Here is an 11,716-nt window from a genome sequence, read left to right on the forward strand (position 1 = left end):
CTTTCTTCTCAGATGCTTCAGTTATTATGAATCTCCGCCATCGCGTGCTGCTGATGGTGAGATGTTGTATTCATTTTTTTGTGCTTGACCCGACAGATGCGCAATGGCAGTCATAATCTGATCGGTGGTTTCACGGCGCTGTTTGCCGGTCATTTTCGCACCGGTTTTTTCAAAGTACATTGGCTCACCCACCCGCACCGTAAAACGATGGGGGTACACCATGTTGGAACCCTGCTTTTGCAGCTTTTCGGTGCCGATGAGACCGATAGGCACGACGGGCGCGCCGGTCATATGAGCCAACCATGCCACCCCAATCTTGCCCTTGTAGAGGTATCCATCCAACGACCGAGTACCCTCAGGATAAATGCCAAAGACTCTATCTTCGTTGAGCACTTCCACTGCCTGGTCTAATGCTTTGACGGACTCTGAGCGATCTGAACGATTCACCGGGATGATGTCGATCGCCTCAAAGATTTTCTTCATGGCTTTGCCTTTAAAGCCGGGGGAATTAACGTATTCGGCCTTCGCGAAAAAAGCCACGCGGCGAGGCATCAAAGCAGAGATAATGACCGAGTCTAAGAAAGCCAAGTGATTTGAGGCAACGATGACCGGACCTTCTACCGGAAAGTGTTCAAGTCCAGTTACCCTCGCTCGGCATATCCCTTTGGAGACAGCGGTGATAGCTTGTTGAATCAACTTGTAGGTCTGCACGAAGAATTCCTTGGATTGTATTAGTTCTGCGCTAGCCGGAAACGCTGGGTGAACAAATGTCCTGGATGAACGTAAGGAGTAAAGTTCTCAGCTCTTGTACGTCAGCGGCCACAGGACACTTGAACTGCTCTAGTTCACCTTCGCTAGCATAACCCCAATTCACCCCAATAAAAGGAATACTTGCTGAAACGGCTGCTTCAGCGTCAAACGCTCTATCACCAACCATAACTGACGACGAAACATCTGCCTTTGAAGTCGCCATCGAGAGTGCGCGGCGAAGTATCCCAGGCTTGTCGCGGGGTAAATGGCTATTGATTTGCCCAAAATCATCGGCAGAACCTGACACGACGTCAAAGAGATGTTCCAGTCCGTAACTTTTCAGTACATCAATCACTAAATGCTCAGGTTTCTGGCTCGCTATTCCCTGCAATGCGCCTAGCTCTTGCAACTCGGTGTGCAGCTCCAGCATTCCAGGGTAGAGCTGAGCATTCTTATAATGCCGTGGATAAGTAACCATCTTAAATTCACCGAGAATTTCGTAATGGTACTCCACCGGAATATCTGTGTACAATGCCAGGGAATCCAAGATCTGTGGCCCTATGAAACGCCGCAGCACAGGAGCTTCTGGAACTGCAAAACCCCTGTTTTGAAAAGCCTCTTCCAGCGCAGGCAATATCCCTAGACTCGCATCGAGAATAGTTCCATCTAAATCCCACAAAATAAGAGGTCTATTTTCCAGCATGCGCGTGTTCTGCGAAGATTTCCTTCAAGAAGTAACCGGTGTGGGATTCTTCGACTTTTGCAAGTTCCTCAGGTGTCCCCTCAGCAATCACCTGACCGCCACCGTCGCCGCCCTCAGGCCCCATGTCGATGAGCCAGTCTGCACTCTTGATGACATCCAAATTGTGCTCGATAGTGATAACTGTATTGCCCTTTTCCACCAGACCTTGAAGAACCTTCAGCAGTTTGCGGATATCTTCGAAATGCAAACCGGTCGTCGGCTCATCCAGCACATAAATAGAGCGTCCATTGGAGCGTTTCTGCAGCTCAGACGCCAGTTTTACACGCTGGGCTTCGCCGCCTGAGAGCGTTGTACCCGGCTGCCCCAAACGGATATAACCCAGCCCCACGTCCACCAGCGTATTAAGGTGGCGGGCAATCGGTGAGAAAGCGGCAAAGAATTCTGCAGCCTCCTCCACCGGCATCTGAAGTACCTCAGCAATATTCTTACCCTTGTACTTAACCTCAAGGGTTTCGCGATTATAGCGCGCCCCATGGCACACTTCGCAAGGCACGAAGACGTCAGGGAGGAAGTTCATCTCAATCTTCAACGTGCCATCACCGTGGCATGCCTCGCAACGCCCACCCTTGACATTAAAGCTGAAACGACCCGGCTGATAGCCGCGTATCTTCGCCTCGTTAGTCTCGGCAAAGAGTTTGCGGATATGGTCGAAAACACCGGTATAGGTCGCTGGGTTTGACCGCGGAGTGCGACCAATTGGTGACTGATCAACATGGATAATCTTATCCAGCTGATCAACTCCTTCGACGGACTTATGACGGCCGGGCACCTTTTTAGCGCCGTTGAGCTTGCTCGCCAGCGCCGTATAAAGAATTTCGTTGACGAGCGTCGATTTGCCGGAACCAGAAACACCGGTAACAGCAGTCAGCACGCCCAGCGGGAATTTTACACTGATATTTTGCAGATTGTTCTCGCGAGCACCGACCACCTTAATCATGCGCTTCTTATCGACGGGTCTGCGCTTTTCAGGGACTTCGATAGATTTCTTGCCAGAAACATAGGCGCCTGTGAGCGAATCCTTATTCTTCAAGAGCTCCTGGTAGGTTCCCGAGTGCACGATTTCCCCGCCGTGCTCCCCCGCGCCGGGTCCCACATCCACGATCCAATCGGACTCCTTCATAGTGTCTTCATCGTGTTCGACCACGATGAGGGTATTGCCCATGTTGCGCAGTTTGACGAGAGTTTCAATCAGACGGCGGTTATCGCGCTGGTGGAGACCGATGGAAGGCTCATCTAATACGTAGAGAACACCGGTCAGTCCGGAACCAATCTGTGTTGCCAGGCGGATGCGCTGCGCCTCACCACCTGAGAGTGTGGCTGCGGGGCGGGAAAGTGTGAGGTAGTCTAGTCCGACGTCGAGCAGGAACTGCAGACGGGCATCAATTTCGCGCAGTACGAGTTCAGCGATCTTTGCTTCACGATCGTTGAGTTCGAGTTTGCGCATGAAGGTGAGGGACTCGCGCATGGGCATACCTGTAACGTCTGCAATCGATTTTCCACCCACTAGCACAGCCAAAATGGTGGGGTTGAGACGAGCGCCGTTGCAGGCTTCACAGGCGACATTGCGCATGTACTGCTCGTAACGGTCCTTCGACCAGTCAGACTCGGTTTCCTCGTGTTTGCGCTTGATGTAGGCGTAGACGCCTTCAAAGCCCGAAGTGTAGCGGCGTTCGCGGCCGAAACGGTTCTTGTAAGAAACCGTCACTTTGAAGTCTTTGCCGTTGAGTACGGCTTTCTTCGCTCTCGCGGGGAGGTCTTTCCACGGGGTGTTGAGGTCAAACCCTACCTCTTTACCCAAGCCTTTAAGCAGGCGTAGCCAGTATTCGGTAGTGGCTTTACCCTGCGACCAGGGAGCGATAGCGCCTTCACCCAGTGTCAAATCTGCGTTAGGAATAACGAGTTCTTCATCGACCTGCAACTTGGAGCCTATGCCGTCACACGCCGAACAGGCGCCAAAAGGTGAGTTGAAAGAGAAAGCTCGCGGCTCAATCTCATCAATCTGCAACGGGTGGTTATTGGGGCAGGAAAGATTTTCGCTGAACGTCCGAACGCGTTCGGGTGAATCTGCAGGTTCATCCACTAAATCCACCATGACGCGACCGTCTGCAAGTTTCAGAGCGGTTTCGATGGAGTCGGTGAGGCGCTGATGTACAGATTCTTTGATGACCAGGCGATCTACTACCACCTCGATGGTGTGCTTATACTGCTTTTCAAGCCTAGGCGGTTCGGAGAGCTGAATGGTTTCGCCATCTACGCGCGCACGCGAATATCCCTGTAACGCAAGATCTTTAAACAGATCAACGAATTCGCCCTTACGCGCGGATACAACGGGAGCGAGCACCTGCAGTTTGGTGCGCTCAGGCAAACTCATGAGCTGATCGACAATCTGCTGGGGAGTTTGCTGCGTAATTTCCTCACCGCATTCAGGGCAGTGCGGGCGACCAATGCGCGACCATAGCAGGCGCATGTAGTCGTAAATCTCGGTAATAGTACCCACGGTAGAACGAGGGTTCTTAGAGGTGGACTTCTGATCGATGGAAACAGCCGGGGATAGACCTTCGATGAAGTCGACGTCGGGCTTATCTACCTGCCCCAAAAACATGCGGGCATAGGATGAGAGCGACTCAACGTATCGACGCTGTCCTTCAGCAAAAATGGTGTCAAAAGCCAAAGATGATTTGCCTGAACCCGAAAGTCCGGTGAAAACCACCATAGCGTTACGAGGAATTGTGAGGTCCACATTCTTCAAATTATTCTCGCGAGCGCCTTGTACGTGAATGTGGGTGAGGTCCTGTACGCCGGTTTGAGCAGGAGCTTTAGCCATCATGGTCCTTTGACTGTGGGGAATCAGTGTCTTGAGCAAACAGCTCACTTCGAAGATATATTCTAGTACGAAATAGTGGCTCAGTTGAGTTGGTTTTTTCGGCTGTTGGCTTATTTGTTCTCTCAGCTCGTCGGCAGTACTAGTGTGCTCTGGAGTTTGTTCATCTGCACAATTATCATTGAGCTATGAATACTCCCGCAGGAAACCTGATTGTTGACCATCCCCGCTATACGATTCGTTCCATTTCTGTGTCTGATATGGATAATAATGTTTATCTTTTGACCTCTAAGCAGAGTGGCGAGCAAGTTTTGATTGACGCCGCAGATCAGTTTGAGCAGATTAAGGAGTTTGTTCGAGCTGCGGCAGAAGAAGATGCTCCTAATACACATTCCAAATCGTTGAAAGATGTTTTGACAACCCACGGGCATTGGGATCATATTCGTGCGCTCAAAGATGTTTCTTCTCATTACTCGGCGACTACTGTGGCGGGTCAGATGGACGCCGGAGCTATTGCTGAGCAGGAGAAAGTTGAGGTGGAGCGTACCCTACTCGGAGATGAAGAGCTGACCTATGATTCCTGGATTCTTCAGACCATCCATTTGACTGGACATACTCCGGGTTCTATTGCCTTTGTTTTGGATGATGAAGACGAAGCTTACCCCACCGTTATTTTCACCGGTGATTCGTTGTTTCCTGGCGGCGTCGGCAAGACTAACTCCCCCGAAGATTTTCAGAACCTGCTTCACGATGTAAAAACCAAGATCTTCGACCGTTTCGATGATTCGACAGTTGTGCTCCCGGGGCATGGTAATGCCACTACGTTGGGTGTTGACCGCGGAAACCTTGAAGAATGGGAAGAACGCGGCTGGTAAAACGCTTTAGTTCTTCACAGATAAACGGAGAAAATAAGGGCTTCCGCTCAAATGAGCGGGAGCCCTTATTTCTATCTTTGCGAACCTATTTCAGTTGCGTAAAAGGCTTAGGAGAGACCGTACATGTTGCCGTTCTCGTCGAAGCCCATCTGACCTGCTGCAGGGGTCTTTGCCAAACCGGGCATGGTACGCATGGTGCCGCAGATGGCGTAAACGTATCCTGCGCCAGCAGCCAAACGTACTTCACGAACAGGAAGAGTCCAGCCGGTGGGTGCACCCTTGAGTGAAGGATCGGATGAGATGGAAAGGTGGGTCTTTGCAATAACTACGGGGAGATCGCCAAAGCCGAGCTCTTCGAAGCGCTTGAGCTGCTTCTTCGCTGCGGGAGCAACCTCGATGCCGTCAGCACCGTAAACCTTGGTTGCAACCTTCTCAATCTTGGTTTCCAGTGAGTCAGAGTCTTCGTAGGTGTAGACCAAGTCGCTCTTGTCGTCACATGCTTCGACAACAGCTTCAGCAAGCTCGGTGACACCTGCGCCACCTTCTGCAACACCGCGGTGGATAGCGACGCGAGCGCCAGCTTCCTCTGCGATTTCGCGGATGGCGTCGTGTTCTGAGTCGAAGTCGGTGGGGAATGCGTTGATAGCAACAACCGGCTGAACACCGAAGCTACGAACGATTTCGATGTGCTTCTGGAGGTTAGCTGCGCCTGCCTTAACGTCTGAAGGTGATTCCTTGAGCATGTCTTCTGGAAGGGGCTTGCCGGGGGTGATTTTGTAGAGGCCGGAGTGAGACTTCAGCGCACGTACGGTGACAACCAGAACTGCAGCGTTAGGCTTCAGACCGGACTTGCGGCACTTGACGTTGAAGAAGCGCTCTGCGCCCATGTCTGCGCCGAAGCCTGCTTCGGTAATCACATAGTCGGAGTGTTCCAAACCAACGTAGTCAGCTACAACCGAGGAGTTACCGGTTGCGATGTTGCCGAAGGGGCCAGCGTGAATCAGGGCAGGGGTGTGCTCAAGGGTCTGGAGCAGGTTGGGGTTGATGGCGTCCTGAAGCAGGATTGCCATTGCGCCGTCTGCGCCAAGGTCCTTAGCGGTTACGGGGTCGCCGTTCATGTTGTAGCCGATGACGATGCGTGCCAGGCGGTTGCGCAGGTCTTCGAAGCTGGAGGACAGTGAAACGATGACCATGACCTCGGATGCTGGGGTGATGTCGAAACCGGTTTCGCGGGGTACGCCATCCATGCGTTCGCCCAAACCTACGATGATGTTACGCAGGGAGCGGTCGTTCATATCCATGACGCGGCGCCATGAAATGTTGCGGGTATCGATGTTTAGTTCGTTACCGTGGTGCAGGTGGTTATCAATCAGCGCTGCAAGGAGGTTGTGTGCACTGGTGATGGCGTGGAAGTCGCCGGTGAGGTGAAGGTTGAGCTTCTCCATGGGAACAATCTGGGAGTAGCCGCCGCCTGCTGCGCCACCCTTCACACCGAATACGGGCCCCAAAGCGGGTTCGCGTAGGGTCAAGGTAGCGTTCTTGCCAATCTTGTGCATACCCTGTGCGAGAGAAACAGAGGTAGCGGTCTTGCCCTCGCCCAAAGGAGTGGGAGTTACCGCGGTAACTACGATGTACTTTGCGCCCTTTTTCTTGGCGTTTTCAGCGTTGGTAGTTTCATCCAGCAAAACCTTGGCTACGTATTTGCCATAAGGCTCTAGGCGATCTTCGCTAATGCCGGTCTTTTCTGCAATCTCAACGATCGGATCCATCTCTGCTTTCTGAGCGATTTCCAGATCGGAGGGGAATGGCTTACTCAAAGTAACTCCTTTGTTCATTTAGTAATTCCTCTTCTCATGGTAGTGGTCTCTGTCTCTTTTATCGAACCTGGAGAAACATTGTGAAGGTGACTTTTTGATGAATGAGTCGTAGGAGTTACCTCGGGCACCAGTATTAGATATTGTGCAGAACCCATTGATTCAGCGCTAATGCCCTTGAGAATCGAATACCGGGCAGAGTACTCAGGGTGTTCTGATTGGGTGGGAATTGCGCTGCCCATGTATAGAATCCTGCTGCGTACACTATGTTTGCTTCGAGGTAGTTCGCCGGCGCCTGTTGCAGTGTATGTGAGAGCTTCACCATGTTCTTTATTTTTCGGTGAGGATTTTGCGTCAGTACATCGACGACGAGCGCCGCTGAGTCGGCTGCGGGATGCCCGATGCATGTCCAGGGCCAGTCCACGATAATTGCTTGATTTTCAGGGGTCAGCAAAATATTGTCTGCCCGGATATCTGTGTGGTTGTAAGAGTTTCCTTCTAAATACGGGCGCAAATATCTATCCACGTAGACTGCATAATCTGCTGCTCGGCAATTGAGCTCTGGAATCAGAGCTAAGAATTCGGGGTAGGCAGGGTGATTTTCAAGATGAGCATAGTTTTGCGCAGAAAATTTCTGGTGAGCTAACGTATCCCAAGCATCAATTTCATGAGCAACAGATTCGGCTGTCGTTTCAAGTTGAAGGGCAGGTGAGACATCTAGTTCGGCTATCTCATCGAGGGCAGAAAAGATTGCGGCTATCTCAGAGGTCTCCCCTGTGAGGCGAGGGTGCCGACCCTCAATATCTTCAATAAGTACAGCTACCCACTGATCACAATTCAGGTGGGCAATATAACCGGCAACAGGTACAGACTCGGGAAGCGACTGAAGCACCGCCGCTTCTTCGGCATGAAGTTTAGCGGTAAATTCCTGCTCCTTGCTATTGACTGCCTTGAGAAACGCCCGCCGCCCGTCAGAAAAAAGCAGACGATCGGCGGTCCCTAGACTGAATCCTCCGGATTGAGAAGCTGAGGAAATGACGGATGCGCCCATCACATCGTGTACCCAATCCTGCACATGCTGGGGCAGGTCATCCCAAGTGAGACGCTGTGTATTGCTTCCTTTCATTGTGCCTCCCCTGTAGGCTGAACTTTCTTTTCATCGCGCACAATACGTCCGTCGTCGAGGTAGACAAATCGATCTGCCAACGAAGCGATGCGCGAATCATGACTAATGATGATGACGGTCCGTCCGGCGAGAATTCCACGGATAGAATCCTGAGCATCCGCCAACTCTAGTTGGGTGGTGGATTCATCAAGAATCACGATGTGCGGGTTCGCTACCACAATGCGTGCCAAGGATAGCTGCTGGATCTGGTCACGGCTCAACTCGGAATTTCCAATACCTACCACCGTATTCAAACTCTGCTCAAGGTCACGCCACCACGTGGCTCCGACTTCATCCAATGCCTGTTTCATCTGCTCCTGAGTAGCCTGTGGATTAGCCACAGACATATTCTCAGCTAAAGTGCCCAAGAAAAGATGCGCTTCTTGAGTGCAAATGAGTAATTGAGGACGCCCGGACGCATCCGGAGCAGTGGGAAAATCTCCTAACCCAACTCTTTGCCCCATTACAGATACGCTCCCGTCAGTTACCGTCAACGAACCTGAAATCAGACGAGCCAGAGTGGTTTTACCCGATCCCGAGCGTCCAATGAAAGCTACCGATTGACCTCGTGGAATCTCAAGGTTTATCTGGTGCATCACCGGGGATCCCGGGCGATACCCAAATTCAAGATTTTCAATCTTCACAGCGGCTGGGATTTGATCACACGGCGTTTTTTTAGACTGCCCGGATTCTCCCGCCCTTACCTTTTTGAGATTTCGCTGTTGCCGGTGCTGTTCTGCAAGGTCGATGACGCCGGAGATTCGGCCCATAGTAACCGTCATTTCGCGAACGATACTCAGCCAATAACCAAAAATATCGGCATTTACTCTCATGGTGAAGACCAACACCGCCGCCGTAGAAACCATCCCCCAGGTTGCCCATCCGCGATGTACACAGTAAGAACCCCAGATGAGTGAAAGCATCAGGGGTGTGTAGGCGATGAAGGAATCTACAGCCCAAAAGTTCGAGCGCAGGCGAATGAGCCCGTCTTGAACCTCGTACTGCTCATGAATCTTTCGATTCATGGTGTTCTGCCGGGCATTAACGATGCCCAATTCTGCTGAGGTGCGAGCACCTCGAACGTTTTCAGTCACCGTAGTGGTCAGCGATGATACTTTCTCGGCGCGAACGGTGACGATTGCTGCAATGCGCGGAAGAAAATAAGAGAAGGAGAATACTTGGGCGATTATCATCGGTACGGTTATGAGCCCAAGCATCGGCGAGAGGACAAAAACTGAGGCGCAGATGACCAAGATGGATACGGTGACCGCCACAAGTTCTGGAATCGCCTGAGTGATGACGCGACGCACAGAGTCTAAATCATCGGTGATTCGAGAGACTAGGTCTCCACCCCCGGCGTCCTCAATCGTTTGGGCATCGAGGTTGAGGGAAGACTCGATGAGATCAATGCCAAGATCTTGATTAATGCGGGTCCCAACGATTTCGCTCTGATAAACCCACCAGCGAGCCGACACCGTAGAGAGCACCACAGCACCAAAAATCAAGGCAAGCGGCGTCCATGGGAAAGAATGCAGATTATTGGCTATAGCGTCGTCGATGAGATGCCCAATTTGCCAGGGGGTGACCAGGGCAAGTACGGAGTTCAGTACAAAAAGTGCTGCGATAAGCGCGACGCGCCCAGGAGATTTGCGCATGGATTTCCAGAGCATTCCCCAGGTGATCTTTGCCGGAGCAATAGGTAAGAGGTTAGCCATGTTCTACTCCCCCTGCCTCTGGTTTGCGCGGGCTATTCGTCGATCTACTTCCATCGTGGTGGAGATGATATAGACCTCTCGAAGGTGTTCTAACACGCCGGGATTCCCAGCGTATTTCTCCAACTGATTGAAAATGAATTGCTGGCTCGGCTCATCTACAGAGTTAACCGGCTCGGTGAGAACGAGAACGGGTTTTTTCTGCGCGTAGGCGCGAGCAAGTGCCAGGCGCTGCCGTTGACCGCCGGAGAGGTTTGTACCTTCTGCGCTGATTTCAGCTAACCAATAGTCAGTAGGGTTTTCGCCACCGAGGCGGTGCGCTATTTCCAAAGAGTCGGTGAGTTTCAAGTATTCTTCGCGTTCATCGATGGTCAACGCAGGTGGGCCCGACGTCAGATGGTCTTCGAGTGTGCCGGCAAATATCATGGGATTGGGCTCGGAGAGTAAAATTTCCTCGCGGTTGTCGCTGTTTACACGCAAGTATTCCACCAGCGTTTCGGCATATTCCTGCGCTGTAAGACCCACCGAACGGGGGTTAATGTAGACCACCCGTCGCGTTTCTGCGTTCAATCTCAACTGAGCGAAGGACGCTGGTAGGGGCTGAGAACTGCCAGCATGTTCGTGAGATTGAGAGGCCAACGATGCCGTCGGTTCGGAGCGCTTTTCTAACCCGACAATGCGGCGGTGGGCTACTTTTGCGTCGCGGTAAATCAGCAGAAACATTTCAACTGCCCAAATGGGACCCACCATCATCGCAAGAACACCTGAAACGGTCACCAGATGACTAGGATCAATACTGGTTATCCATGCGCCATTCAGGGTGTGTCCCCGGAGGGCGAGAGCAATGGTGACCGTGGTGGTACAGCCAATGAGGAATACTCGGGCAGCCCCTTGCCAGGAATGGACTCTCTCATAGGCGAGCTGTGCTTTTCGTACGTCAAGTGCCGAGGTGCGATAGCGTCCCAGCATGGTTTGTCCAGCGCCCAACCCGACGATGGTACGAATAGAGGTAGCTATATCGCTGGCCTTTGAGGTGCTGATTCCGATTTTATCGCGGAAAATCTCAGCACGTTGCTCGAGAATTTTGGAGATGCGGGTCAGCAGTACAATCGTCAGAATCATTCCGCCTAAACCAGAGACCGCGAGTAAGGGGCTGAGTAGCCAGAGTTGGATGGTTCCAAAAAATGCGATAGCGAAGGATGAGAATGCCTGATTCAGCGGTTGCAATGTGTTTGCAACATTTCTGGTGTCTTTGTTGATGACCGCCACGATGGCGCCGGGGTCACCCGCTTGAGAAGAACGTGGAACGAGGGAACCTGCGTACAGTTTCCAATCGCGTTCGAGCATGACGATGGTGCGAAAGCAGGTGCCCCATCCTATCTTTTCGTTCAAGGAGAGAAAGAGCACCAGCAAACATAACCCGGTGATATCAATCCAGGCTTGCTGCACATCACCTATGGTGAAAAGTTCGATGATGCGAGCGACCAGCGCTGGCATAAACACTAAGGCTGTGCCAGATATGGTCTCTGTGATAAAGGGCAAGATAAAGCGCCACTTGGGGTAGCGAAATCCGGGTGGAATGAGACTAAAACGGGGGTTATCTTCTGCGTTTTGAAGAGAGTTCTGCTCTGAAATTTTTTTTGAAGGCACGACTTTATTCCTTGGGTGAAAACGAAAAGATGATGATTTATGCGGAATAAAGATCGTTGTTCATCGTGAACGTCCTTTTGGAAAGGGAATACAGACAGTTATGATAAGCATCACTTTACCCCAAAATTCTTGGCTGAGAGATAAAGGCGCCCTGAAACTTCTCAAC

8 protein-coding genes are annotated in these 11,716 nt (G+C 51.7%); 1 reads left to right on the forward strand and 7 read right to left on the reverse strand.

Features of this window, described 5'->3' with window-relative positions:
* Nucleotides 1–24: 24 nt before the first annotated feature.
* From IDM48_RS06545 to uvrA, 3 genes are read right to left on the reverse strand one after another with little or no spacing between them, the layout of a single operon-like run.
* Complete coding sequence (locus IDM48_RS06545; protein ID WP_190616587.1) at nucleotides 25–711, reverse strand: lysophospholipid acyltransferase family protein; 687 nt, start codon at nucleotides 709–711, stop codon at nucleotides 25–27.
* A 31-nt stretch (nucleotides 712–742) separates the two neighbouring features.
* Complete coding sequence (locus tag IDM48_RS06550; protein ID WP_190616589.1) at nucleotides 743–1,453, reverse strand: HAD family hydrolase; 711 nt, start codon at nucleotides 1,451–1,453, stop codon at nucleotides 743–745.
* Nucleotides 1,440–4,340, reverse strand: a complete 2,901-nt coding sequence (uvrA, locus tag IDM48_RS06555) for an excinuclease ABC subunit UvrA (protein ID WP_190616591.1) — start codon at nucleotides 4,338–4,340, stop codon at nucleotides 1,440–1,442. The genes IDM48_RS06550 and uvrA overlap by 14 nt, the downstream gene beginning before the upstream one ends.
* Nucleotides 4,341–4,522: 182 nt before the next feature.
* Here uvrA and IDM48_RS06560 point away from each other — a divergent pair, with 182 nt between their 5' ends.
* Complete coding sequence (locus IDM48_RS06560) at nucleotides 4,523–5,209, forward strand: MBL fold metallo-hydrolase (protein ID WP_068172954.1); 687 nt, start codon at nucleotides 4,523–4,525, stop codon at nucleotides 5,207–5,209.
* Nucleotides 5,210–5,316: 107 nt separating this feature from the next.
* Here the strand turns inward: IDM48_RS06560 and IDM48_RS06565 are convergent, their stop codons facing one another.
* From IDM48_RS06565 to IDM48_RS06580, 4 genes are all read right to left on the reverse strand, one after another.
* Nucleotides 5,317–7,044, reverse strand: coding sequence for a formate--tetrahydrofolate ligase (locus tag IDM48_RS06565; RefSeq protein WP_068172967.1), 1,728 nt, complete (start codon nucleotides 7,042–7,044; stop codon nucleotides 5,317–5,319).
* 115 nt (nucleotides 7,045–7,159) lie between these two features.
* A complete protein-coding gene (locus IDM48_RS06570; RefSeq protein ID WP_190616593.1) occupies nucleotides 7,160–8,149 on the reverse strand; it encodes a phosphotransferase in 990 nt (329 codons plus the stop codon).
* Nucleotides 8,146–9,903, reverse strand: coding sequence for an ABC transporter ATP-binding protein (locus IDM48_RS06575; protein WP_190616595.1), 1,758 nt, complete (start codon nucleotides 9,901–9,903; stop codon nucleotides 8,146–8,148). Before IDM48_RS06575 ends, IDM48_RS06570 begins: the two co-directional genes overlap by 4 nt.
* A 3-nt stretch (nucleotides 9,904–9,906) precedes the next feature.
* Nucleotides 9,907–11,550, reverse strand: a complete 1,644-nt coding sequence (locus IDM48_RS06580) for an ABC transporter transmembrane domain-containing protein (protein ID WP_190616597.1) — start codon at nucleotides 11,548–11,550, stop codon at nucleotides 9,907–9,909.
* Nucleotides 11,551–11,716: the final 166 nt, after the last annotated feature.

It is taken from the genome of Rothia amarae (assembly GCF_014705945.2).
Lineage (GTDB): Bacteria > Actinomycetota > Actinomycetes > Actinomycetales > Micrococcaceae > Rothia > Rothia amarae.

Bases quoted from the DNA above. Each gene is read 5' to 3' on its own strand.
- IDM48_RS06575 (WP_190616595.1), bottom strand. From the start codon at position 9,903: ATGGCTAACCTCTTACCTATTGCTCCGGCAAAGATCACCTGGGGAATG.
- IDM48_RS06565 (WP_068172967.1), bottom strand. From the start codon at position 7,044: ATGAACAAAGGAGTTACTTTGAGTAAGCCATTCCCCTCCGATCTGGAA.
- IDM48_RS06560 (WP_068172954.1), top strand. From the start codon at position 4,523: ATGAATACTCCCGCAGGAAACCTGATTGTTGACCATCCCCGCTATACG.
- IDM48_RS06550 (WP_190616589.1), bottom strand. From the start codon at position 1,453: ATGCTGGAAAATAGACCTCTTATTTTGTGGGATTTAGATGGAACTATT.
- IDM48_RS06570 (WP_190616593.1), bottom strand. From the start codon at position 8,149: ATGAAAGGAAGCAATACACAGCGTCTCACTTGGGATGACCTGCCCCAG.
- uvrA (WP_190616591.1), bottom strand. From the start codon at position 4,340: ATGATGGCTAAAGCTCCTGCTCAAACCGGCGTACAGGACCTCACCCAC.